General features: G+C 43.0%; 20 protein-coding genes and 1 pseudogene. 16 read left to right on the top strand and 5 right to left on the bottom strand.

The annotated features are described in order from the left end of the window. The first annotated feature begins 1 nt into the window (after position 1). The 5 genes from panB to yjgA are packed head-to-tail and all read left to right on the top strand — an operon-like array spanning position 2 to position 3,342. The gene (gene panB / locus DYI81_RS13960) at positions 2-811 is read left to right on the top strand and encodes a 3-methyl-2-oxobutanoate hydroxymethyltransferase (RefSeq protein ID WP_117007886.1); all 810 of its coding nucleotides are present in this window, start codon (positions 2-4) and stop codon (positions 809-811) included. Positions 812-814: 3 nt separating this feature from the next. After that, positions 815-1,663 (top strand): pantoate--beta-alanine ligase, encoded by an 849-nt coding sequence (gene panC / locus DYI81_RS13965; protein ID WP_106986109.1) that lies wholly within the window; start codon positions 815-817, stop codon positions 1,661-1,663. A gap of 25 nt (positions 1,664-1,688) precedes the next feature. Further along, a complete protein-coding gene (gene rapZ, locus DYI81_RS13970; RefSeq protein WP_117007888.1) occupies positions 1,689-2,540 on the top strand; it encodes an RNase adapter RapZ in 852 nt (283 codons plus the stop codon). Then, on the top strand, positions 2,537-2,806 hold the full coding sequence (locus DYI81_RS13975) for an HPr family phosphocarrier protein (protein ID WP_026438354.1): 270 nt from the start codon (positions 2,537-2,539) through the stop codon (positions 2,804-2,806). The genes rapZ and DYI81_RS13975 overlap by 4 nt, the downstream gene beginning before the upstream one ends. A gap of 2 nt (positions 2,807-2,808) precedes the next feature. Next, complete coding sequence (gene yjgA / locus DYI81_RS13980) at positions 2,809-3,342, top strand: ribosome biogenesis factor YjgA (RefSeq protein WP_106986111.1); 534 nt, start codon at positions 2,809-2,811, stop codon at positions 3,340-3,342. A 127-nt stretch (positions 3,343-3,469) separates the two neighbouring features. Here the strand turns inward: yjgA and DYI81_RS13985 are convergent, their stop codons facing one another. Beyond that, positions 3,470-5,110, bottom strand: coding sequence for an acyl-CoA synthetase (locus DYI81_RS13985; RefSeq protein WP_117007889.1), 1,641 nt, complete (start codon positions 5,108-5,110; stop codon positions 3,470-3,472). Positions 5,111-5,533: 423 nt separating this feature from the next. Between DYI81_RS13985 and DYI81_RS13990 the strand changes: the two genes are divergently transcribed. Then, positions 5,534-6,820, top strand: coding sequence for a D-arabinono-1,4-lactone oxidase (locus DYI81_RS13990; RefSeq protein ID WP_117007891.1), 1,287 nt, complete (start codon positions 5,534-5,536; stop codon positions 6,818-6,820). 1 nt (position 6,821) lies between these two features. After that, entirely contained in the window at positions 6,822-7,976 is a 1,155-nt protein-coding gene (locus DYI81_RS13995; RefSeq protein WP_117007915.1) for an alanine racemase, read from the top strand. A gap of 63 nt (positions 7,977-8,039) precedes the next feature. Here the strand turns inward: DYI81_RS13995 and DYI81_RS18245 are convergent, their stop codons facing one another. After that, a complete protein-coding gene (locus DYI81_RS18245; RefSeq protein ID WP_346426375.1) occupies positions 8,040-8,744 on the bottom strand; it encodes an FMN-binding glutamate synthase family protein in 705 nt (234 codons plus the stop codon). 14 nt (positions 8,745-8,758) lie between these two features. After that, positions 8,759-9,664, bottom strand: a pseudogene (locus tag DYI81_RS18250) (glutamate synthase-related protein); the annotation flags it as partial. A gap of 337 nt (positions 9,665-10,001) precedes the next feature. On the opposite strand from DYI81_RS18250, the gene thrS reads away from it, so the two are divergent. The 5 genes from thrS to DYI81_RS14025 all read left to right on the top strand — a co-directional run bounded on the left by thrS (position 10,002) and on the right by DYI81_RS14025 (position 14,268). Further along, positions 10,002-11,924 (top strand): threonine--tRNA ligase, encoded by a 1,923-nt coding sequence (thrS, locus tag DYI81_RS14005; protein WP_106986238.1) that lies wholly within the window; start codon positions 10,002-10,004, stop codon positions 11,922-11,924. A gap of 5 nt (positions 11,925-11,929) precedes the next feature. Then, complete coding sequence (gene infC / locus DYI81_RS14010; RefSeq protein WP_106986237.1) at positions 11,930-12,478, top strand: translation initiation factor IF-3; 549 nt, start codon at positions 11,930-11,932, stop codon at positions 12,476-12,478. 339 nt (positions 12,479-12,817) lie between these two features. Continuing rightward, the gene (locus DYI81_RS14015) at positions 12,818-13,435 is read left to right on the top strand and encodes a glutathione S-transferase N-terminal domain-containing protein (RefSeq protein ID WP_106986236.1); all 618 of its coding nucleotides are present in this window, start codon (positions 12,818-12,820) and stop codon (positions 13,433-13,435) included. A 95-nt stretch (positions 13,436-13,530) separates the two neighbouring features. After that, positions 13,531-13,815 (top strand): hypothetical protein, encoded by a 285-nt coding sequence (locus tag DYI81_RS14020; RefSeq protein WP_106986235.1) that lies wholly within the window; start codon positions 13,531-13,533, stop codon positions 13,813-13,815. A 27-nt stretch (positions 13,816-13,842) separates the two neighbouring features. Next, on the top strand, positions 13,843-14,268 hold the full coding sequence (locus DYI81_RS14025) for a YqaA family protein (RefSeq protein WP_106986234.1): 426 nt from the start codon (positions 13,843-13,845) through the stop codon (positions 14,266-14,268). Between the two features lie 66 nt (positions 14,269-14,334). On the opposite strand, the gene DYI81_RS14030 is transcribed toward DYI81_RS14025, so the two are convergent. Both DYI81_RS14030 and DYI81_RS14035 read right to left on the bottom strand, forming a co-directional pair. After that, complete coding sequence (locus tag DYI81_RS14030) at positions 14,335-15,072, bottom strand: TonB family protein (protein WP_106986233.1); 738 nt, start codon at positions 15,070-15,072, stop codon at positions 14,335-14,337. A 100-nt stretch (positions 15,073-15,172) separates the two neighbouring features. Continuing rightward, positions 15,173-16,426 (bottom strand): MFS transporter, encoded by a 1,254-nt coding sequence (locus tag DYI81_RS14035; RefSeq protein WP_106986232.1) that lies wholly within the window; start codon positions 16,424-16,426, stop codon positions 15,173-15,175. 231 nt (positions 16,427-16,657) lie between these two features. Here DYI81_RS14035 and rpmI point away from each other — a divergent pair, with 231 nt between their 5' ends. The 4 genes from rpmI to DYI81_RS14055 all read left to right on the top strand — a co-directional run bounded on the left by rpmI (position 16,658) and on the right by DYI81_RS14055 (position 24,662). Then, entirely contained in the window at positions 16,658-16,852 is a 195-nt protein-coding gene (gene rpmI, locus DYI81_RS14040; RefSeq protein WP_004804484.1) for a 50S ribosomal protein L35, read from the top strand. Positions 16,853-16,863: 11 nt separating this feature from the next. After that, positions 16,864-17,223: a 50S ribosomal protein L20 gene (gene rplT, locus DYI81_RS14045; RefSeq protein WP_004723060.1), complete on the top strand. Its 360-nt coding sequence runs from the start codon at positions 16,864-16,866 to the stop codon at positions 17,221-17,223. Positions 17,224-17,375: 152 nt separating this feature from the next. Next, positions 17,376-22,913, top strand: a complete 5,538-nt coding sequence (locus DYI81_RS14050; RefSeq protein WP_117007893.1) for a YDG domain-containing protein — start codon at positions 17,376-17,378, stop codon at positions 22,911-22,913. Between the two features lie 72 nt (positions 22,914-22,985). Continuing rightward, positions 22,986-24,662 (top strand): POTRA domain-containing protein, encoded by a 1,677-nt coding sequence (locus DYI81_RS14055; RefSeq protein ID WP_228198886.1) that lies wholly within the window; start codon positions 22,986-22,988, stop codon positions 24,660-24,662. Positions 24,663-24,707: the final 45 nt, after the last annotated feature.

Here is a 24,707-nt window from a genome sequence, read left to right on the forward strand (position 1 = left end):
GATGATCAGTCTAAGCCACTTAAAAAAATTTAAAGCGGAAGGCCGAAAGTTTTCTTGCTTAACTTGTTATGATGCAAGTATGGCAAAAGCAATGGAAGTTGCTGAAATTGATACAATCTTAGTAGGTGATTCACTCGGAATGACCATTCAAGGTCATGATTCGACTTTGCCTGTAACTGTTGAAGATATGGCATACCACACTGCAACAGTGCGCCGTGGTAATCAACATGCCTTTATTTTAACTGATCTGCCATTTATGAGTTATGCAACTTTAAATGATGCCTTAGAAAACTCAAAAACCATTATGCAAGCCGGTGCGCACATGGTGAAACTTGAGGGTGGGGCATGGTTAGCAGAAACTGTGGCAACGCTGACACGTAACGGGATTCCTGTATGTGTGCATTTAGGTTTAACACCTCAATCTGTACACGTATTTGGTGGCTATAAAATCCAAGCCCGTACACGTGAAACAGCAGATCAGCTTATTGCAGACTGTAAAGCTGTGGTTGATGCAGGCGCTGCGATTTTGTTGTTGGAATGCGTTCCAGCACAAGTCGGTAAAGAAATTAGCGAATTGTTTCCACAAACACCTGTAATTGGTATTGGTGCTGGGGCGGATACGGACGGTCAAGTGTTGGTACAGCAAGATATGCTCGGGCTTACATTTAGCCATGTTGCGAAATTTGTACGTAACTTTATGAAAGAACAGTCAGGTGAGACGGCTATTTTAGATGCATTTAAGGCTTACCATGCCGCAGTGCTCGATGGATCTTTCCCTGCAAAAGAACAAACTTTCCAAATTGAGTTATAAAAGATGAAAACTGAAACCACGATTCAAGGCTTGACTGCATCGCTGAGTCCTGCAAAAGCAGCACGTAAAATTATTGGCTTTGTTCCAACTATGGGTAATTTGCACGAAGGGCATTTAAACCTTGTACGTGAAGCGCGTAAACTCTGTGATGTGGTGGTGGTGAGTATCTTTGTCAACCCAATTCAGTTTGGGCCAAATGAAGATTTTGATAATTATCCACGTACTTTAGAACGCGATCAGCAACTTTTAGCTGATGTGGGTTGTGACATTGTTTTTGCGCCGACTGTAGAGCAAATGTATGGCAATCAACCGCGTTTAACCAATATTTCAGTGAATAACATTACAGATGATTTATGCGGTGCACAGCGCCCAGGTCATTTTGATGGTGTTGCGGTCGTTGTGACCAAACTCTTTAACATGGTGCAACCAAATTTTGCATTTTTTGGTCAAAAAGACTATCAACAACTGGCAGTGATTCGTCAGTTTGTGCGTGATTTAAATATTCCTTTAGAAGTGATTGGTGTGCCGATTACACGTGCAGCAGATGGTTTGGCACTCAGCTCACGTAATGGTTACTTAAGCCCTGAGCACCGTGAAATTGCTCCAGTTATTTACCAAAGCTTACAAACGGCAGCACAACAACTCACGTCAGGTACTGCGTTGTCAGATGCCTTAAATACAATTCGAGCAACATTAACGGATGCTGGTTTTGTGGTGGATTATGTGGAAGCACGTAGCCCAGAACTTCAAAAAGTCGATAGCTTTAATCAAGACGTCGTCTTGTTTGTAGCAGCCAAAATTGGCAAAACACGCTTAATTGATAATTTACAGGTTAAGTTTACTGCATCTTAATTTGCATGAAAGGACAGCACGCGCGATGAAACGAATTTTAATCGTTACAGGCCAGTCAGGATCAGGAAAGTCATCTGCATTGCAGGTGTTGGAAGATTTGGGGTACTACTGTATTGATAATTTGCCTCTCGCGCTGTTACCTGAAATTGTTGAAAAATTAGATCAGGAAAATAATCTCGAGCAACTGGCCTTAGGGGTGGATGTTCGAAGTACACGCCAAGATATGCAAGAGTTTGACCATGTTTTTTCATTATTGCAAAAGCACGGTGCCGTGGATGTGATTTATTTGACTACGCGTGATCAGGAACTGATAGCACGCTTTAGTGCATCGCGTCGGCCTCATCCATTATCTAGTCGTTTTAATAGTTTGAATGAATGTATTCAACAAGAAAAAGATTTGTTGTTGCCGATTCAATTTCGTGCGACAGTACATATCGACACCACAGATAAAAGCGTACATGATTTAAAGCATGTGCTTTTATCTAAATTAGGGCAAGCTGACCAATTAATCGTTATTTTACAGTCTTTTGGTTTTAAACATGGCATCCCTTTAGATGCGGACTATGTGTTTGATGTTCGGCATTTACCTAACCCGCATTGGGATTTAGAGTTAAGAAAATTTTCTGGTTTAGATGCACCTGTACAAAAATTCTTAGAAAGCAGTGCACAAACCAATGAAATGTTTACTGATATTTATCAATTTTTAGAAAAGTGGTTGCCTGCTTTTGCAGAAGGACACCGCCATTATATGACGGTTTCTATCGGTTGTACGGGTGGACAACATCGTTCGGTTTATATTGTGGATAGACTCAAGAGAGCCCTTGAGGCAAAATGGTCTGTTCAGGTCTTACATAGAGAAATGAAGCACTGGTCATGATAGACACAACTGTTGACGTAATAAACAAACTAGGTTTACATGCGCGTGCGTCTGGAAAACTCATTGAAGTCACCACTAAATTTCGCTCATCGATTCAGATTGGCAAAGGTGATAAATTAGTAGACGCAAAAAACATTATGTCTTTGCTCATGCTCGGTGCTGGTAAAGGCACAACTTTGCGCTTAGTGATTGATGGTGCAGATGAAGAAAAAGCTTTGTCTGATATTCAAGCATTATTCGCAGCAAAATTTTATGAGGCAGATTAATCGTGGCACGTCGACCAACTCGTTTTACTGAAGATGATTTTGAATCTCTAGAAGGACGTGCAAGCAAAACCGAACAAAAGAAGGCTGTACAGCGTATGGCCGCTTTGGGTGAACAGCTTGCAGAGCTGAGTCCTAAACAAATCAAAAATCTTCCAGTGGATGAGCGCTTGATTGAAGCGCTTCTTGATATTCAAGCAATTTCATCGCATGAAGCGCGTCGCCGTCAATGCTCGCGTATTGGCAAGTTAATGCGTAATGAAGATGAAAGTGTCATTTTATCGTATTTAACACCGAAGCAAGGTTTGAAAAAAACTGCGCAGTTGAATCGTTGGGTTGATCGCATTATTAAAGATGGTGATCCAGTCATTAATGACTTTTCTAAAACTTATAATGCGACAGAGCGCCATACTCTACGTCAGCATGCTTTACGTGTTCATCGTGATATCGCAAAGAATGCAACGGAAGAAGAAATTGCAGCGTCTAGACTTAAATTATTCAACTATGTACAGCAAGTTGCATTAATTTCAGACAATTAATGTTGTAATTAAAAACGGCTCATGAGAGCCGTTTTTTTTTGAATCTATGAGTAGTATGTCTATTGATGCTATCTGTGCATAAAGAAAAACGACCCATAGCGGTCGTTTTTCTGTTTTAGCTGCATGCTTAGCTGAACTCACCTGTGGCACGTTCTTTGGCCCAGTCACGAAGTACAAATTTTTGTAGCTTACCTGTCGAGGTTTTTGGAATTTCTGTAATCACCACATCTTTAGGGACTTTAAAGCGTGCAAGGTGTTGCTTACAGAATTCAATAATTTCCTCAGGAGTGGCTTCTTTACCGACCTTAAGCTCAATGAAGGCACAAGGGACTTCCTGCCAACATGGATCTGGTTTCGCAACGACAGCCGCAGTGAGTACTGCTGGGTGCTGGTACAGGACTTCTTCAACTTCAAGCGATGAAATATTCTCGCCACCTGAAATAATCACATCTTTAGAGCGATCGGTAATTTTTGCATAGCCATCGGGCTGGCAGACTGCTAAATCACCAGTATGGAACCAGCCACCAGCAAAAGCTTCAGCCGTAGCTTCGGGGTTTTTCAAATAGCCTTTCATCACAATGTTGCCACGGAACATGATTTCACCCATGGTCTGGCCATCATTTTTTACAGGGAGCATTGTTTCTGGATCAAGCACTTTCATGCCATCCTGAAGTGGATATGGTACGCCTTGACGCGAGTGTAGCTGTGCTTGTTCTTGAATTGAAAGCTCTGACCAGCCTGCTTGTGAAGCACACAGTGCAGAAGGACCATAGGTTTCTGTAAGGCCATAAACATGAGTCACATTGATGCCAATACCACGCATGCCTTCAATAATGGCTGCTGGAGGTGCTGCACCAGCGACCATCACTTCTACACGATGATCGAATGAAGTCTTTTTCTCTTCTGGGGTATTGATCAACATTGAAAGTACGATTGGCGCACCGCAGAAATAATCCACTTTATGTTCAGCGATTAATTTGAAAATTAGCTCAGGATCAACTTTACGTAAACAGATATTGGTTCCGCCATTGGCTGCCATGGTCCAGCCAAAGCACCAGCCATTACAATGGAACAGTGGTAGCGTCCAAAGGTAAGTCGCACGTGGCTTCATACCACAGGCAATGATATTGCTGGCCGCGTTAATATAAGCACCACGGTGATGATAAACCACGCCTTTTGGATTGCCTGTGGTGCCTGAGGTATAACTCAGACTAATCGCATCCCATTCATCGCCAGGGAGGTCCCATTCGAAATTGCTATTGCCTTGTGCAATCCAGTCTTCATATTCAATTTGACCAATGCGTTGGCTGGTGCCTTCATATTCAACATCAGTGACATCAATAAGGTAGATCTCTTTATTGATCAGGGCTAAGGCCTCTTGTGCTACGCTGGTAAATTCAGGATCAACCAAAAGAACTTTGGTTTCAGCATGTTCAAGCATGAAAGCAATGGTCTTTGCATCTAAGCGGGTATTAAGGGTATTTAAAACCGCACCTGCCATAGGCACTGCAAAGTGTGCTTCGATCATCGCTGGAATATTTGGAAGTAAAACCGACACAGTGTCATTTTTTTGTATGCCCAATTGCTGTAATTGGTGGGCAAACTGACGACAGCGCTGATACGTTTGACGCCAGCTGATATGACGATCACCATGAATAATCGCGTCTTGGTCTGGATAAATATATGCAGCCCGTTCTAAATAGCGCAAAGGTGATAATGCAACGAAGTTTGCCGGTGTACGAGGCAATTCATCATAAGGACTGACCATGTCAAAACTCCAAATTTATTTATTCTAATTTCCTGCTTACACAATATTCAGAATTGTGGATTGTTGCATTTATTCTTTAGTCGAGTATTTACTCTATTGTATGCTTAAAGTCGAGTGCATTGATCTTTTTTTGGGTATAGATAGATGAGGTGATTTAGACAGCTTTTGGGGTCCTGAAGTATGAGAAAGAGCATACCTGTGTGTGAAATTTTTAATGAAGTATATTCAACAAGGTAGCGTTCAATAACAGCATAGCTGTGCCTTTTTAGTTTTTATAGCTAAGCAAGAACTTAAAGTAGATTGACTTTTGTTTATAAATTGAGCCATATACATATAGGAAGGGTCAATATTGCATTGCACACTTTAAAAAAATAAGAAGAGCAATTCAGCATTGTGCTTAGCGCACAGACTGAGGATATAACAATGATAAAAATGCAATCCGAGTTTTGGTCGAACTGGTCAGGTTCGCAACAAGCCTATCCAAAATTACTGCGTCCGAACAGCTTAGAGGTATTACAAAATGTGATACGTACACACCCCAAAATTCGAGTGATCGGTGCAGGGCATTCATTTAGTGGCTTGGCCCAAACCAATGACGTACTTTTGAGCCTAGATTACTTTAAAGGTGTGGTCTCACATGATGATCAGCATTGCCAAAGTGTGGTGCAGGCAGGTACGCATTTATATGATTTAGGTGAAAAACTGGCTGCCTATAATCAGGCGCTCATGAATCAGGGGGATATAGATCAACAGACATTGGCGGGTGCAATTGCGACAGGAACGCATGGCACGGGGATCGATTTGCAATGCCTATCTGCCTATGTAGAAGGCTTTGAGTTGATTACGGCAGATGGCGATTTAATTTGGTGTGATGCATTGCACCATCGTGAGATATATCAAGCAGGTCGCGTTGCTTTTGGAAGCTTGGGGCTCATGACTAAAATTAAATTACAAAATCGTCCCATGTATAAGCTCAAAGAGCAGATCCGCAGTTGCCCATTTACAGAAGTGCTCCAACATATTGAGCAATGGAAATCACAACATCGGCATATCGAGTTTTGGGCATTTATTCATTCGCCGAATGTCATTTTAAAAACTTTAGACGAAACCAATGAACCCGTACAACCAAAAACAGAACAAATTTTAGATGAAGATGTATTTTTACGAATCTGTTCTGAACTCACCAAGTCATGTCCTGTTTTAAATCCAGCATTGCAGAAATTGGTGAGTCTATTGGTACGACCGAGTACCGCAATTGATTGGTCCAGTCGGATCTTTCCCGCTGTACGTGAAACACGCTTTAACGAAATGGAATATCAGTTGCCAGTTAAAGAAGGACTCGCTTGCTTAGAAGAGCTAATGTACTGTTTAAAAAAGCACAAAGTCCCGATGTTTTTTCCAATTGAATTTCGTTATGTCAAAGCCGATGACATTTGGCTGAGCCCATTTTATCAGCAGGACTCGATTTCAATTTCGATACATCAGTACTATCGGCAAGATTATGTCAGTATTTTTAAATTGGCAGAGCCAATCTTTCAAAAATATGGTGGACGACCACATTGGGGGAAATTGCACACGCTAGGAGGAGATGCGTTAAGTACCTTGTATCCGAAATGGGATGATTTTATGCATTTGCGACAACAGTTAGATCCTGAGAAAAAGTGGATCAATTCGCATCTGGAACATTTATTTTGGGGACGTAGTGATTGATATGTCTGTTGCGTACTTTGAAGCACTGAATCGTGAGTTGATACAAGCAGGAACGGGGCAAGCACAGTTGCTGTTAGATCTCGATCGTTTAGATGCTAACCTTGCTACATTACAAGCTCAATTGAATGCTCAATGTCAGATGCGCATTGTTGTTAAGTCTTTGGCAAGTCCTGAGTTGTTGCAATACATTAGCCAGCGATTGCCGAGCCAACGCTTTATGCTGTTCCATTTTCCACATTTAAAACAGATTCAAACTCTATTTCCGCAGGGTGATATTTTATTGGGCAAGCCTATGCCGATCCAAGCTTTACAAAGATCGGTTCAACAGCTTTTTGAGTCGCAAAATATACAATGGCTCATCGACTCAGTTGAGCGCTTAAACCAATATTTGCAGTTTGCGCAGTCAAGACAGATTCAACTTAGGGTAAGTTTGGAAATTGATATAGGTTTGCACCGAGGTGGCTTTGCAGACGAAACCAACTTTGCACAGGCATTGGCATTGATTCAGGCGAACGCGCCGTATTTGAAGCTCAGCGGTTTAATGGGCTACGATGCGCATGTGAGCAAGTTGCCTCAGCCTTGGTTTAAGCCAGAAGATATTTTTCAACGTACACAGCAACGGTATCAGTTTTTTATACAATGCCTACGCCAGTATTTTTCTGAAGCTGAATTAAAGGACGTGTGCTTGAATGGTGCAGGCAGTGCCAGCTTTGGCTTACATCAGCAAGCTACGGTTTGTAATGATTTGGCGGTGGGATCTGCTTTAGTCAAACCGCTGGATTTTGAGTTAAGTTCATTAAAGGCATTTCGTCCCGCGCTGTGGATTGCAGCACCAGTTTTAAAAGTGATTCCTCACGTGCAATTACCTGAACTATCATTCTTGTCACGCGTATTTCGCAAACAACAGGCGGTATTTATTTACGGCGGATATTGGCGGGGGAAATGTGAGTACCCATTGGGTGCAAAACCACATAGTTTATATGGTCGAAGTAGCAATCAGGAAATGTTGCAACTGCCTTCAGGCTGCCAAATACAGGTCGATGATTATGTGTTTATTCGCCCCAGTCAAAGTGAGGCGATCATTGCGCAGTTTACGGCACTGTGTGTAATTCGTAATAGGCAACTACATGCCACGTGGTGCACATTTAGAGACTAAGTGTGCACCATCTGTTTTTGGCATTTTAAGCATTGCTTTTACAGCATGTTCATCGCGATGTTCTTAATTCTGAAACCCGCCATAATGAATGCCAGTCAGTTCTGACATTTCTTTTTTCCATGTGGTGAGGTCATCTTTACAAAATTGATTTAGATGATGATGGCCACATGCCCGCGCCATGACTTGCATGAGTTCAATAGATGCATGAAAGAAATTTGCCAATTGCTGTGCAGATTTTTCAATTTCAAGTCGTGCACGTAAATGATCTTGCTGTGTGGCAATCCCCACAGAACAATCATTGGATTGACATGCGCGCATACCCAAACAGCCAATGGCTTGCATCGCAGAGTTAGACACTGCAATTGCATCTGCACCTAAAGCCAAAGCTTTAATAAAGTCGGCAGGCACACGTAAACCACCTGTAATCACTAAGCTGATATCTCGGCGACCCAAGCGATCTAGGTGTCGACGTGCACGTGCCAGTGCTGGAATGGTCGGAACGGAGATGTTGTCACGGAACAGCGTGGGTGCTGCACCTGTACCACCACCACGGCCATCTAAAATAATGTAATCGACACCAATCACGATGGCTGCATCGATGTCTTTTTCAATATGCTGAGCAGACAGCTTAAAGCCAATTGGAATGCCACCAGTTTCTTCGCGGATATAATTTGCAAAGTCTTTATATTGAGACAGCTCCGTCCAGTCAGGGAAGGTCGCTGGAGAAATTGCGGCTTCGCCTTCAGGTAGATTACGTACTTCGGCAATTTACCTACTACTTTATGACCGGGTAAATGTCCACCTGTGCCCGTTTTGGCGGCTTGCCCGCCTTTAAAATGAAAAGCTTGGCATTTTTTAACTTTTTCAATGTCATAGCCAAAACGACCTGAGGCCAGTTCATAAAAATAGCGCGAGTTGGTAGCTTGCTCATCGGCTAACATACCGCCTTCGCCCGAGCAAATCCCTGTACCTGCCAGCTCAGCGCCCATTGCAAGTGCTGTTTTTGCTTCTTGTGATAAGGCGCCAAAACTCATATCAGACACAAAGAGTGGAATATCTAAAACCAAGGGCTTTTTGGCATTTGGACCAATCACCACTTTTGTTGCAACGGGTGCATCATCAAGTAGAGGCACTTTCCACAGCTGTGCAGTCACCAGTTGAATATCTTCCCATTTGGGTAGCTTATCAAAAGGGACTCCCATCGCAGCCGTCGGGCCATGATGCCCAAAGTTTTTTAGGCCATTACGCGCAAGCTCTAAAATAAATTTATTGTGTGGCTCTTCTGGTGCAGGTGCAGAATCTGCATATAAACCTTGGTATTGATCGCGTTTATATTGTTGCGGATTGCGTTTTTCCCAAGCTGTAATTTCCTCTAAATCAACAAAAACCTGATCGTTCTCTACCCATGCTTTAAACTTTTGTAGGTTTTTATTGAGGTAACGAGGGTTAATTCCTGTTTTATAAATATAGTGCGAGCCATGTAGGCCACAGACAATTTTATCACCTTGAATATGTGCATCCGCCATCAATGCACCACGGTGCTGGCAACGACCGTACATGACGACCACATTTTCTGGGTCATCTTCGGGTAAGCGAAGAACGATTAAATCGACATTCGCCGCTAAAGCATAAGCGGGCTTTAATGTGGAAAGTTCTGTCCAAGAAATTAAAGAATGTGCTTGCATCATACCTGCCTAATTTTATTCAGTGAGTAATTTTGCTAATCAGATAAATTATTTTTGAAAACTCTAAGTGATGTCCAAGACCATCAAAATTGGATTTTCAAGCTAAGCTTAATATGGAATGATTTGATTATAGAGTGGCTAATTGTAAGAACACATGTTTTAGGAAATATAGACATCTGTGGATAAATCAGCATTAACGGTTTATTAAACGGGCCAAGACGTGTAAAATTTAGATCGAATTTTATTTATCCACCGTTTTTATCTTTTGAGGGTTTCCCTCGATCATAATCTCGCGGTGATATGCTCTATTGTACGGGGCATCACTCCTTAAGGATTTTTTATGCCAATTATCACTTTGCCAAATGGCGATCAAAAAGAATTTGATCACGCCGTATCTGTGATGGAAGTTGCTCAAAGCATCGGTCCTGGTCTTGCAAAAAATACAGTTGCTGGTCGTGTAAACGGTCAATTGGTTGACGCATCTGACTTAATTACAGCAGACGCAAGCTTGCAAATTATCACGCCTAAAGACGATGATGGTGTTCATATCATTCGTCACTCTTGCGCTCACCTTGTAGGTCATGCAGTTAAGCAATTGTTCCCACAAGCAAAAATGGTAATTGGTCCAGTCATCGAAGATGGCTTCTATTACGACATCTTCAGTGAAAAACCATTCACACCAGAAGATATGGCTGCCATCGAAGAGCGCATGAAAAAGCTCATCGATCAAGATTATGACGTTATTAAAAAAATGACACCGCGTGATGAAGTGATTAAAGAATTCACTGCACGTGGCGAAGATTATAAATTACGTCTGATTGAAGACATGCCTGACGAAACAGAAATGGGCTTGTACTACCATCAAGACTATTTGGATATGTGCCGTGGTCCGCACGTACCGAATACTAAATTCTTAAAAGCATTCAAACTGACTAAAATGTCAGGCGCTTACTGGCGTGGTGATGCGAAAAACGAACAGCTACAACGTATTTACGGTACAGCGTGGGCAGACAAAAAACAGCTTGCTGCATATATCAAACGTATTGAAGAAGCTGAAAAACGCGATCACCGTAAAATTGGTAAAGCACTTGATTTGTTCCACATGCAAGAAGAAGCACCAGGCATGGTGTTCTGGCATCCGAACGGTTGGACTATTTACCAAGTACTTGAGCAGTACATGCGTAAAGTTCAACAAGCCAATGGCTACGAAGAAATTCGTACACCACAAGTGGTGGATTTCACGCTTTGGGAAAAATCAGGCCATGCTGCAAACTATGCAGACAACATGTTTACGACGCATTCAGAGAATCGTAACTATGCTGTAAAACCGATGAACTGCCCATGTCACGTGCAAGTATTTAACCAAGGTTTAAAATCTTACCGTGATCTTCCTGTTCGTTTGGCTGAGTTTGGTTCATGTCACCGTAACGAACCATCGGGCTCATTGCACGGCATTATGCGTGTACGTGGCTTTACCCAAGATGATGCGCATATTTTCTGTACTAAAGAACAAATTGGTACTGAGGTTGCAGACTTTATTAAACTGACTTTAGATGTTTATAAAGATTTTGGCTTCGAAGAAGTGCAAATGAAATTGTCTACACGTCCAGAAAAACGTGTGGGTGATGACAAACTTTGGGACATGGCAGAAAAATCTTTGGCAGATGCTTTAGATGCTGCTGGCTTAGAGTGGGAACTTCAACCAGGTGAAGGTGCATTCTACGGTCCGAAAATTGAATTCTCATTAAAAGACTGCTTAGGCCGTGTATGGCAGTGCGGTACAATTCAATGTGACTTCAACTTGCCAGAACGTTTAGACGCTTCTTATGTAACCGAAGACAACGATCGTGATCAGCCTGTAATGTTGCACCGTGCAATTCTTGGCAGTTTCGAACGTTTTATTGGTATACTTATTGAACACTATGCTGGTTTCATGCCACCTTGGTTGTCACCAATCCAAGCATGTGTAATGAACATTACAGATTCACAAGCAGAAGCATGTGGGTCAGTCGTCGAGAAACTTAAAGAAAACGGTATTCGTGCCATTTCTGACTTGAGAAATGAGAAAATCGGCTTTAAGATTCGTGAACGTACATTAGAGCGTATTCCTTACTTACTGGTACTTGGGGACCGTGAAGTAGAAGAAGGTACAGTAAACGTACGTACCCGCTCTGGAACAAATTTGGGCACTATGTCAATCGATGCTTTCGTTGACTTAGTGAAAGCAGCCGTAGCCGAACGTGGCCGGTACATTGTGGAGTAAAAGCGATTAAACAGCCTGACCGTAATCAACAGGGTAGTAAATCAAACCGTCCTGCGTTGAATGATGAAATTCGTGCAAAAGAAGTCCGTCTTGTAGACGAAAATGGCGAGCAAAAAGGGATTGTATCTCTAAATGAAGCTTTGCGCGCAGCAGAAGCTGCTGATCTTGACCTTGTTGAGATCGTTGCAAATGCTGAGCCACCAGTCTGCAAAATCATGGACTTTAACAAGCATTTGTTTGATCTTAAGCAAAAGCAGAAAGAAGCGAAGAAAAAACAACATCAAGTACAGGTGAAAGAAATCAAGTTACGCCCAGGTACTGATGTTGGTGATTACAACGTAAAACTACGTGCAATCATCAAGTTCCTTGAGGAAGGCAACAAAGTAAAAATTACGTTGCGTTTCCGTGGTCGTGAAATGGCACACCAACAACTTGGTTTGGCTCAATTACAAAAAATTGAAGCAGACGTGGTTGATGTGGGTGTTGTTGAGCAGACCCCGAAAATGGAAGGTCGTCAAATGGGTATGTTACTTGGTCCTAAAAAACGTAAGTAATCTACATTTTGAAAAAAAGCCCTGCAATTGCAGGGCTTTTTTTATTGAAATAATAGGATTGAAGTGCTGATCTAAATAAAAGACATGAAAGCTACACTTTAAGCATGCTTAATGGTATCTACATAATCAGGGTTAAGGGCAGTATAAAAAATTGAAATAGATGTATTTGGCGAATAATCGGATTTTGAGAAAAACATTGCTTAATTTGTTATCTTTTTCGCTATATTTTTATGCTGAGTTTCAGTTTAAGTTAAGGTTTAAAAGCGTAATGCATGCTATAAACAGCACATAAATCAAGACAGTTGATATTAAAAATCAGAACATTGACAGGATATGTATATGATTGATCTGTATTATTGGGGGACGCCCAATGGCCATAAAATCACCATTGCATTAGAAGAAATGGGCTTGGAATATCAAATTTTCCCAATTAATATTTTAGAGGATGATCAATTTCAGCCTGATTTTTTAAAAATCTCGCCAAACAACAAAATACCAGCGATTGTGGATCAAAACGGGCCACGTGGTGAAGCCATCTCCGTATTTGAGTCGGGTGCTATTTTACAGTACCTTGGCCGTAAAACTGGACTGTATTATCCTGAAGATGAATTTGAGCGTGTTGAAGTTGAGCAGTGGCTGATGTGGCAAATGGGTGGCTTTGGTCCAATGTTGGGTCAAAATCACCATTTTAGTCGTTTTGCGCCGGAGCGTATTCCGTATGCAACTGAGCGTTATGTGAATGAAACTAAGCGCTTATACAAAGTTTTAAATCATCAATTAATTGGGCAAAAATATGTAGCTGGCGGCTACTCGATTGCAGATATGGCGATACTGCCTTGGATTTTGCGTCATGAGTGGCAGGGGATTCAGTTAGAAGATTATCCACAAGTGAAAGAGTATGTCGAGCGCTTAACGGCGCGCCCTGCGGTGCAGAAAGCATTGGCTATAAAAGTCTGATGGCAATAACAAGGCATTGTTTTAAGCAGTTATGCTAAGATGATTGAAAATCATAAAACCACCACTTCTGCGGTGGTTTTTTATTGGATGAATACATGAAAGAATTTTTCTTAAATCTGACACGCATTGTGGAAGCCAATTCGCGGGTTTATTTTGCCATTATTGCAGCTATTGTGCTGTCTTTAGTCTTGTTTATTGCCGAGGCTGTGCATATTCAAACGGTCGCTAATGCATTGCAAACACATGATCAAGTCAGATTAAAAGAAGTGATTCAACCGCTAACTACACGTTATGGTTGGTCGCGCGCTTTCATTATTGGCGTTATGGTTTTGTGGTCGATTTGGGAATACCGTAAGACCAAACAGCGATTAGGTTTGTAATACAACCAGACAGAGGAATAGCACAGCATGAGTTTGTTTTTGTTATTCCTTTGCGCCTTTGGGGCAGCCACACTGTTGCCTTTGCAGTCTGAGGCGGTTTTGTTAGGCTTGTTGATACAGCACAGTTATGCAGTTGGGTGGCTCATTGCCATAGCAAGCGTGGGTAATATTTTAGGTTCCTGTGTTAATTGGTATTTGGGCCTAAAGATAGAACAATTTAAAAATAAAAAATGGTTTCCTGTATCTGCCCAGAAAATGCAACAGGCTCAGGACTTCTATCAAAAATATGGCTATTGGTCATTGTTGCTCAGTTGGACACCAATCATTGGCGATCCAATTACCTTAATTGCTGGTCTATTAAAAGAAAATTTTTGGCGGTTTTTAGTGCTGGTAAGCGTGGCAAAAATTGGGCGTTATCTTTGCGTTTATTTGATTTTTATTAATGTATTTTAACGTTGTGCATGATTGAAGTCGGCATAAAAAAAGGCCCATCAAATGAGATGAGCCTTAGTGTGGACATTATTTGCAAGCATTGAGCTTAAATTCAATTTGGTCCTTAAAGTGGGATTGCTTATACATCCATAAGGTACGCGCATTGCGTTTTACGCTAATTTTACTGTCTGATACGGCTTGTACAATATTTTGATCCAGTGCATAAATACCAGAACCTTGTTTAATTTTTACTTTTTTAACGTTGCCGTGCTTGTCTGTGGCAAAGCTAAATTTAACTTGGCGGTTATGGCCATTGAGCTGACTTGAGTTAAGACTCAGCTTTGGTTGCACTACATATTGAAAAGCAGTTTTTTTTGCTTCGCTTTGAGCAAGCCAAACTTTTGAATCGAACTGGTAGTCACACACAGTTTCTTTGTTGCTGAGCTTGAGGTTAAAGGCTTGATAACCTATTTGTGATACGGCACGACCATTTTTGATATGGGGTTTGACCTGAGCATCTTCAACGGCTTGAATTAAAAGCTGGTCGAGGGCTTTAAGGCCAGTACTTTCTTCAACCGTAGCATTGGTTACATCACCTTTGGTATTGGCCACCACACGAATGATTGCTGCACGATTTTCATTTTTTAAATCTTCAATGCTGTAATTCGGCTCTGGAAACTTAGACCACTGTAAACGTGTGGTTAAGTGCGATGTCGGTGAGACGTCAATCGTCTGTGCAGGAAGCTGATGGACTTGTTTCGTAGCTGCACTGTAAGCCGTCAGTGGGAGGCACATTAAAGTAGATAAGCACAGAATTTTTTTCATAAGTTAAAGGCTTTAATCACGCAATGTGATGATTGGTCAATATTGAAGCGCAGTATTTCCTGAATTAGAAATACTGGCAAGTCTAAATCCACTGTTTTCGCTATTTTTCTGTACCCTTGGTGATGTCTAGTCCAAATAAATCTTTGGTTTTTGACCAACTGATCACAACAACAGCGAGGGTCATACAGCCGCCAAACACAGTTGCCATAATTGTCCCCATGTATTTTGCGGCTAAACCTGATTCAAAAGCGCCTAACTCATTGCTTGAAGAGACAAACATACCGTTTACAGCGGCGACACGACCACGCATATTTTCTGGCGGATAGATTTGTAAAATGGTTTGGCGAATGACAACTGAAATACTATCGCAAGCGCCTGTCATAGCGAGTGCAAATAAAGACAGCCACAATACGTTTGAATAGGCAAATAACAAGGTGAAGAAGCCAAAGCCCGCAACTGCTAATAACATATTGCGCCATGCATTTTGTGTGGGTGGAAACTTGGTGAGTGCAATCATCGTTATTAATGCACCGATTGAAGGTGCTGCGCGCAGATAGCCAAGGCCTTCTGGACCAACTTTTAAAATATCTTCTGCAAAGATGGGCAAAAGTGCAATCACACCACCAAACAGCACTGAGACTAGATCCAGTGAAATGGCCCATAGCACAATTTTGGTTTTCCAGATAAAGCGAAATCCATCGCCTAAGCTATTCCAAAGTTTGTCAGTTTCAATTTTTGGAAACTGACGCTTTTGCAGTAAGTTAATCAGCACAAAACACAGTACTAATAGGCCTGCAACGCTAAGTAAGCTGTTTTCACGTCCCCAGAAGGCCAACATAAAACCGCCTAACATTGGCCCTAAAATAACGCCACTTTGCCAACCAATCGTGGTCCATGTTGCACCATTGGCGTACAGTTCACGTGGAATTAAAAATGGTTTTAATGACGTAGCAGAGGGATTATAAAAACCACGAATGGTGCCTAGGCCAAAAATGACGGCATAAATACCCCATGACAGCGTTTGTACGCCAATCGTTGCTTGTCCATATAAGTGAAACAACCACCATAAAATGAGCGGCATGGGGATGGCAAAAAATAAGCAAATCTTCATAATTAATTGCTTATTAAAGCGGTCAGCAAAATAACCGCCCCACAAGGAAAGGCTGATAAATGGAATCGCTTCTGCTAAACCAATTAGGCCCAAGGTGAGTGGGTCTTTGGTAATTTGATAGAGGGAATAAGCCACAATAATTTCTTGAATTAAAATGGCTAAGGTCAAGCTAAATTGGTTGAGGGTGATAATTGAGAAATCACGATAGCGTAAGGCTGCGAATGCATCATGTGCAGGTGTCATAACAGGCAACTGGAGAGAAGATGCGAAAATTATAAGTCGCAGTTTATGCTTGGTTGATATTTCATCATGTAAAGCTTATAGAAAATAAAACTAAGCTCCTCAGAGGTAGATTTTAATTTTCGATGGTGCTTTTGTTTTGAACAAAGATGCTTTAGAATACTCGCTCCCTTACCTGCAGGGCGTAATCGCAATGGTGCGAACGTGCCGAACAGGTGTTCAAAAGAGGTTGTTATGCCTAAGATGAAAACTCGCCGTGGTGCAGCTAAACGCTTTAAAGCGACTGCAAACGGTTTCAAACGCAAACAAGCGTTCAAGCGCCACATTTTGACCAAAAAATCTGCTAAGCGTATTCGTCAATTACGCGGCTGTGTAATGGTTCACGTAAGTGACGTTGCTTCAGTTCGTGCTATGTGCCCATACATCTAAGGAGATTTTAAATGGCTCGTGTAAAACGTGGTGTACAGGCTCATCGCCGTCATAAAAAAATTCTAGCTCGTGCTAAAGGTTACTACGGCGCGCGTTCACGTGTTTATCGTGTTGCGTTTCAAGCAGTAATCAAAGCGGGTCAATACGCTTACCGTGACCGCCGTCAAAAGAAACGTCAATTCCGTGCTCTATGGATTGCGCGTATCAATGCTGGTGCTCGTCAAAACGGTTTGTCGTACAGCCGTATGATCGATGGCTTGAAAAAAGCTCAAGTGATCATCGACCGTCGCGTACTTGCTGACATCGCTATGCATGATTCAGTTGCATTTGCAGCTTTAGCTGAAAAAGCTAAAGGCGCATTGGCTGCTTAATCATCTTAGATGATAAAAAAAGACCGCTTTTAGCGGTCTTTTTTTTGGGCCTAATTTTAGGATGAATGGAAAAATATCCCAAATTTAAGTGATATGACTGTTTTTTGTTTAATGTTCTAATAGCTTCATTTAGCTTTGCTATTGGGTGAAAAATGAACAAAATATATAGAATCATTTGGAATAAGAATAAATCTTGCTGGCAGGCAGTATCTGAACTTGCAAAAAATGCAGCAGGCGCATCGTGTGCTGCCGTTAAAAAAAATAAGGCATCGTCTAAAATCTATTCAAATTATCTCAGCTTGCTGGTATTGCCGGCACTTTCATTATTGTCTTTCAGTGTATCCGCAGCGATCAGTGATATTGCATTGCCAACAGGCCAGCAGGTGATTGCAGGCAGCGCAGAATTTAAACAGTCTGGCAACACGCTGAATGTACTGCAGCAAAGTCAGAATTTATCAGCAAGCTGGAATACATTCAATATCGGCAGTCAGGCAGAGGTTAACTTTGTTCAGCCAAATAATTCCTCTATTGCAGTGAACAGGGTGTTGGACAGTAATGGCAGCCAAATCATGGGCAGGCTGAATGCCAATGGCCAAGTCTTTTTGATTAATCCAAATGGCGTGCTATTTTCCAAAACAGCGCAGGTCAATGCCGGAGGGATTGTAGCTTCTACTTTAGATTTGCAAGATCAGGATTTGTTTCAGGGAAAATTCAGTTTTTCCGGCAATGGCAAAGCAGCGTCTGTTGAAAACCATGGGAAAATCACTGCTGCGCATGGAGGCACGGTTGCGCTGATTGCTTCAGCCGTTAAAAATACCGGTGAAATTACTGCACCAAATGGCCGTGTGGAACTGACCGCAGCGGAAAAAGTGCGCATTACGCTGCAAAATGGAAAACTAGCCAGCTATGACATTGATCAGGGCGCGCTGCAGGCGCTGGTCGACAATGGCGGCGCCATTATTGCAGATAATGGAACTGTGCATTTAACGGCTGCTGCAGAAAAGCAGCTGGGCCGAGCGGTCGTCAACCATAGCGGCTATATCCAAGCTAACCGTCTTGAGACAAATGCGAAGGGCGAAATTGTGCTATTAGGCGATATGTCGAATGGGCAAAGCAATATTTCTGGAACATTGGCTGCTGAAGGCAAAAATGGTCAGAATGGCGGGTTTATCGAAACTTCGGCTGCGGCGGTTCATGTTTCTGATGCGGCTAAAGTCAGCACAGAGGCGGAACATGGCGCAAAACAGGGACAGTGGCTGATTGATCCTGTGGATTTTAAAGTCGGGCAGAATGGCCATATAACCGGCGCTGCATTAAGCGCTGCGTTAAAGACGACGGATGTGATTGTGCAAACGGGCCTGACGCAGGCTTCAGCATCCGGCGCGGTAAATACGGATACGTCCGGAAAAGGCGATATTATCATTGAAGACGCTGTTGCATGGGACAGCGGAAAAGCGCTGACACTGGATGCTTATAATGATATTTACATCAATCATGTCATTGATGCCGGCAAAGGTGCAGGCGGTCAGCTGCATTTGAAATACGGTCAGCAAAGTGCTGACGGCAGCATTAGTGAGATCTTTGATGCTGATGAACAGATGATGAAGCCTATCTATGCAGATTATTATATTCAAGCGCCGGTGCATTTGCAGCAGGGCTTGAATTTCAGCATTCAGCGCGGTTCTGATGTACAGAATTTTAAGGCTTTTCATGTTTTGACGGATATCCATGCTGTGCAGAACATGCAGGATGATCTCAGCGGCAATTATGCTTTAGGCAGCAATATTGATGCGGCTGCGCTTGCCAATTTTTCGCCTGTCGGTACGCTGATTGAAGGTACTGGCCCAAACAGTGGCAACCGCTCATTCACTGGCCGTTTTGACGGTTTAGGTCATATCATTGAAAATTTGACTGTTCATGCTGTGCAGCGCGGCCAGGGGCAAGGCAGTAACTGGGGGATGTTTGGCAAGACGCTAGATGCGGATATCCGCAATATCGGTTTGATGAATGTTAATGTCTCAGGAGATGACAATATTGGCGGTTTGGCCGGCAGCATATCGAGTACTCATATCAGCAACAGTTTCGTTACTGGCAAAGTTGCAGCGCAGAACTATGCCGGCGGCTTGGTTGGCTCATCCTATTTCAGCAGCATTGAACGCGCTTATGCAGATGTCAATGTGCAGGCGGATAATATGTCAGGGGCGCTTGCTGGTGAAGTGTACAGTACCGTTATCAAAGAAGCTTATGCGTTGAATGCTGATGGTTCACAGCAGGTTTGGGACAGCTCAGGTGCAATTGCTGCATTTATGGCTGGACAGGAAAAAAATAGCGCGGCCTATTCAGTTTTGGGCTGGTCTGTTGCAGACAGGGCTGGAATGAATGGCGCTTGGCGGATTTATGAAGGGCAGACTGCACCTTTGCTCAAAGCATTTTTAACACCTCTGACAGTAAAAGCGGATGACTACAGTGGCGCATATAATGGCCAGATGCAAAACAGCAGCAGCTATACGGTGTTGGATGATTGGGCAGATGCTTCAAAAATTCTCGGATCTGCTGTTTATACCGGAGGCATTAAAAATGCGGGATTAGGCCATTCTCAGCTGGCTGGGCTGTATTCAGTACAAAACGGCTACGATTTGATCTTTTCTCAAGGCGATATCACGTTAAGCAAAGCGCAGATCTATCAGATCAGCAATGCGGTTGCAGATAAAATCTACGATGGGCTGCTGACTGCACAAGTGAATGCAAATGCTGTTGCGGCAGGGCTGTTTGGGGCAGATCAGGTCTCAGTTTCAATTGGAAGTGCGCAGTTCTCCGACAAAAATGCAGGCAGCAGCAAAACGGTGAGCTTGTACAATGTCACCTTGAATGGCGCTGATGCGCAGAATTATGAGCTTGCATCTAATCTGACGTCGTCAGCGTTTATTTTTCAAAAAGTCATCGATAGTATCAGCGGGATAGAAGTCTTGAGCAAAACCTATGACGGCACAGTGAATGCATCACTGAATGCTGCAGATGCAATGCTCTTCGGAAAGGTTGAAAATGACAGCATTTCTCTAACCGGCAGTGCAAGCTTTATCGACAAAAATGCCGGTTCGGCAAAGTCCGCGCAAGTCAGCAATTTGCAGCTGAGCGGTGCGGATGCAGGCAACTATGCGCTGTCAAGCACGCTGCTGCAAAACGGCTTAACCGCAGCAGCAGACATCCATCAGGCTGAAATCCGCATAGACAGCGGTTTAAAAGCATTGAATAAAACTTATGACGGCACGGTCAATGCGCTGCTGGATGCATCCAGTGCTGTTCTTTCTGGCAAAGTTCAAGGCGATGAACTGAGTGCATCCGGTACTGCAAGCTTTGCAGATAAAAATGCAGGAGAGGGTAAAACCGTCTATATCGGCAGCCTGAATTTAACTGGTGCAGATGCGTCGAATTATAAGCTGGAAGGACATTCGTCAGTGTTGTCGGCGGATATTGAAAAAGCGGATTTGACGGTAAGCCAGCTGCTGGCAAAAGACAAAGTGTATGACGGTACAGATGCTGCAGAGGCTGAACTCTGGCGTGCGCAGCTGAATGGCAAAATTGCTTCCGATTTTGTTGCCTTGAGCGGAGGAAAAGCCATATTTTCAGATAAGAATGCGGGACAGAATAAAACAGTTTATATTTCAGATCTGGTGCTGACTGGGGCCGATGCTCAAAATTATCAGCTGCAAAATACACCGTACACAGCTTCTGCGAATATCACGCAGAAAGTTATTTCGGATAACAGCGGCTTTGGGACGATTATCAAAACCTATGATGGAAAACTGTCTGCGCCGCTCTACAGTCAATATGCAATGTCAGCAGACATGATCCAAGGCGATAATGTGATTCTTTATGCCGAGGGAGCAAGTTTTGGCAGCAAAGATGCAGGCGCCAAAATTGCCAAGTTGGAAGGCTTGCAGATCCATGGTGCCGATGCAGCCAATTATCAGCTGTCGGCAAATGCGCCCTGGCTGAATGGCGTGATTGAGAAGGCTGTTATTCAAGGCATTTCAGGACTTCAGGCGCAGGATAAAGTATATGACGGCACAGTGAATGCAGTGATCGGTCAGAACAGCGCCGTTTTAAATGGAGTGATTCTAGGAGATTCAGTTTCTTTGAATATTGGCAGCAGCGCCTTTGCTGCTAAAGATGCAGGTACAGACAGGCAAGTCATTCTTTCTGATCTTGCGCTTATTGGGGCGGATGCGAAAAATTATCAGCTCTATGATCAAAATCTTTTTTTAACAGCGAATATACAGCAGGCGGAAATCAGTAGAATCAACGGCCTGAAGGCAGCGGATAAAGTCTATGACGGGACTATCAAAGCAGAGTTTGATACCCGCGGCGTCAGTTTCGATGGACAAGTCAGCGGCGATGATTTAGGTATTTGGGTCAATGGCGTTTTTGCAGATAAAAATGCAGGTACAGGCAAAAATGTTTCACTCAACAGCTTGCTGCTCATAGGTAAAGACGCGCTGAACTACAAACTGAAAGATACGGCGCTGGCAGGCTTTGAAGGCACGGCGAATATCTCCAAAGCTTTGATTACAGAGGTTCAAGGTTTATCTGCACAAAGCAAAACCTATGACGGAATAGCTTATGCCGATATTAATACAGGGATGAGTGTGCTGAAAGGCAAAGTGGGCTTGGATGACCTGCATATTAATGCGCAGGGGCAATTTGAAGATAAAAATGCTGGTGAAAATAAAAATGTATGGCTGAGCCTGCAGCTGGCTGGCAAAGACGCTTCAAATTATGAGCTGATCAATCCGTCATTAAATTTACAGGCTGACATATACAGCAGAATCATTTCGAGCATTTCAGGCGTGATTGTGGCGGATAAAATTACAACTTCAGATGATGGCACTTTCTATGCCTCTATCAATACGCAAAATGCAGTATTGGGCGGGAAGATTGGCGGGGATCAATTGGTGCTGAATGCCAAAGGCCGGTTTGAAGACAATAAGCCAGGAAATCAAAAAACAGTACATCTTTATGATGCTGTACTGACTGGGCCGGATGCTTCCAACTACAGCTTAGGAGACCTGAAATTTACAGCGCAGGGCAATATTAAACTCCCTGCTGCAGGAGGAGGCAGTTTTGCAGGGGGAAGCAGTTCTGCCGCAGGTATCGGCGCAATTGGCAATAGTATCAGCCTTACTGGCAGCAGCTATGCTGGTATTATTCAGGGGCTTGATATTGAAACCGCGCTTTTAGAGGTGCAATCGCGAAGAGCAGAATTACTTGAAAACCAGCTTGCGGCTCAGATTAATGCTGTGCAGGCAAAAAATGATCAAATTGCTAAGCTCAATGATGTATTGGCAGCAAGCAACGGCTTATTGGCGTTATTTAAGAAGGATGAAACTCATCTGATGCTAGGGCCAAATATTGTAAATAGTCCAGAGTATAAGAAGTGGCTGGAAGCCGCGGCTAAGGCTGGTGTTTCAGTCACTGCCCTCATTGCGGATAATAAAATCAGTAAAAGCGTATTATCCGCTTCTATAAACAATACAAAATCCCAAATAGATTCGTTATCCAATAGTCAGCAGATGGATATGCTGCGCTTGCAGAGTCTGTCAAATAAGCGCAATGAAGCTTTTGAGCAAATGACAAATTTTGTTAAGAAACTGCAGGACAGCCGAAGCTCGATTATTGGCAATATGCGCTAATAAAGCAGAATAAGCTGAATAAAAATAGATGCGGCATCGTTGAAAAAACGCCGTATATGGGGGAATGTAAAAGTGAATAAAGATCTGATGAGCAGAAGTTTAAAAAAATCTGCACTATTCTTGATGCTGCAGGCAGCAGTAACCATGTGTTTTGCAGAAACGATTCCAAATGCTGGACAGCTGCTGCAGCAGCAGATGCAGCCGCAGATGAAGGAGCCTGAATCAAAGCCTTTACCTGTTCCGGTCCAGCCAAATGGCACAATTCAAGGCAGTCAGACTATATTTGTAAAGCAATTTAATATAAGCGGGAATACGCAGTTTACTGAATCCATACTGAAAAAAGAAATTGCGGATCTTGAAGGCAAAACGCAAAACTTAGCAGGTCTTCAGCAGGCGGCTGACCGAATAAGTGACTATTATGCATCTCATGGCTACAGCTTCAGTTATGCATTTTTGCCTGTGCAAAATCTTAACAATGGCGAGGTGCAGATTCAGATTATAGAAACGGCCGTGAATGGCGTAAAGGTCAGCAATCAGACCAATACGCTGCCTTGGCTAATTAGGCAAATTGAAACGCCTTTACAGTCGCGGCAGATTTTGCGCGACAGCAGTTTAGATATGCTTTCAGTCAGATTTAATCAGCTGCATGGTGTAAAAAGTGAAGCGGCCTTAACACCGGGCAACGCTCTAGGTGAAACAGAATTAAGTCTCCTGCTGACGCCGGCGCAAAAAATTCAGGCTTATGCAGGCGCAGATAATGCTGGAAGTAAATATACAGGGGAAGCTCGAGCTTCAGCAGGTGTGCGTATCAACAGCATTGCAGGATTGGGTGACCAGCTGTCGCTGGATGTGCTCAGCAGCGGCAAAGGTGTGAATTACGGCAAAGCAGGATACAGCGCATTTATTAATGGCTATGGCACACAGTTGGGCGCCAGCTATTCATATTTGAAATATGAATTGCGTGAGGAGCTTAAAAATTTAGGCTATGAGGGTTCAGCGGAAGAGGCTTCGCTTTGGCTCCAGCAAAGCATGCGCAGTCAAACCGCCTTTGGGCTGGCACTGAGCCGTAAGCAGATTGAAGATGATATCCGCTCAGCGCAGTATGAAAATCACCGCCGTGTCGATGCGCTGCAGCTGAATTTAAATCACAGCAGTACCGACAGCCTTTTCGGAGCCGGCATCAATACGCTCTATACAGCGCTGAATTTTGGCAAACTTGATCTTCAATCTGCAGATACAAAAGCAATTGATGCATTAACGCGGAAAACTGACGGCAATTTTTTATCAGCTCAAATGAACGCATCACGCCTGCAAAAATTAGGCAGCAGCAGTCAGCTCTATCTTTCGGCTGCAGGTTTCTATAGCCCGGATAATTTAGACAGTTCAGAAGCATTTTATGTCGGCGGTCCAAGTTTTATGCGAGGCTATAAAAACAGCGCAATTTCAGGATCAGAAGGACTGACTGCATCGATTGAACTGCGTCAGGATTTGTGGTCAAGCGCCAGCAATAAGCTTAACGGCAAACTTTTTTTTGATGCAGCTAAACTGAAGCTGAATGCTTCTGTATGGGACAGCCTCACTGAAAAAAATACTATTTCGCTGCGTTCTGCTGGGGCAGGCATCGCATGGAGCAATGATCTGCTGGGCACTTTACAGGCAGATGCCGGATTTGCGCTGGGGGATAAACCGGTGCAGATCTCACAGCGTGATGATCACCAAATCTGGCTCAGCTGGCAGAAAGTATTTTAATGCCGTACAAAGTGAATACTAGAATGCAAAAAAGACCGCTTTTAG

This window comes from Acinetobacter sp. SWAC5, assembly GCF_003419885.1.
GTDB lineage: Bacteria > Pseudomonadota > Gammaproteobacteria > Pseudomonadales > Moraxellaceae > Acinetobacter > Acinetobacter cumulans.

Coding starts and splice junctions, on each gene's coding strand:
- panB (WP_117007886.1), top strand. CDS start 2: ATGATCAGTCTAAGCCACTTAAAAAAATTTAAAGCGGAAGGCCGAAAG.
- panC (WP_106986109.1), top strand. CDS start 815: ATGAAAACTGAAACCACGATTCAAGGCTTGACTGCATCGCTGAGTCCT.
- rapZ (WP_117007888.1), top strand. CDS start 1,689: ATGAAACGAATTTTAATCGTTACAGGCCAGTCAGGATCAGGAAAGTCA.
- DYI81_RS13975 (WP_026438354.1), top strand. CDS start 2,537: ATGATAGACACAACTGTTGACGTAATAAACAAACTAGGTTTACATGCG.
- DYI81_RS13985 (WP_117007889.1), bottom strand. CDS start 5,110: ATGGTCAGTCCTTATGATGAATTGCCTCGTACACCGGCAAACTTCGTT.
- DYI81_RS13990 (WP_117007891.1), top strand. CDS start 5,534: ATGATAAAAATGCAATCCGAGTTTTGGTCGAACTGGTCAGGTTCGCAA.
- DYI81_RS13995 (WP_117007915.1), top strand. CDS start 6,822: ATGTCTGTTGCGTACTTTGAAGCACTGAATCGTGAGTTGATACAAGCA.
- thrS (WP_106986238.1), top strand. CDS start 10,002: ATGCCAATTATCACTTTGCCAAATGGCGATCAAAAAGAATTTGATCAC.
- DYI81_RS14015 (WP_106986236.1), top strand. CDS start 12,818: ATGATTGATCTGTATTATTGGGGGACGCCCAATGGCCATAAAATCACC.
- DYI81_RS14020 (WP_106986235.1), top strand. CDS start 13,531: ATGAAAGAATTTTTCTTAAATCTGACACGCATTGTGGAAGCCAATTCG.
- DYI81_RS14025 (WP_106986234.1), top strand. CDS start 13,843: ATGAGTTTGTTTTTGTTATTCCTTTGCGCCTTTGGGGCAGCCACACTG.
- DYI81_RS14030 (WP_106986233.1), bottom strand. CDS start 15,072: ATGAAAAAAATTCTGTGCTTATCTACTTTAATGTGCCTCCCACTGACG.
- DYI81_RS14035 (WP_106986232.1), bottom strand. CDS start 16,426: ATGACACCTGCACATGATGCATTCGCAGCCTTACGCTATCGTGATTTC.
- rpmI (WP_004804484.1), top strand. CDS start 16,658: ATGCCTAAGATGAAAACTCGCCGTGGTGCAGCTAAACGCTTTAAAGCG.
- rplT (WP_004723060.1), top strand. CDS start 16,864: ATGGCTCGTGTAAAACGTGGTGTACAGGCTCATCGCCGTCATAAAAAA.
- DYI81_RS14050 (WP_117007893.1), top strand. CDS start 17,376: ATGAACAAAATATATAGAATCATTTGGAATAAGAATAAATCTTGCTGG.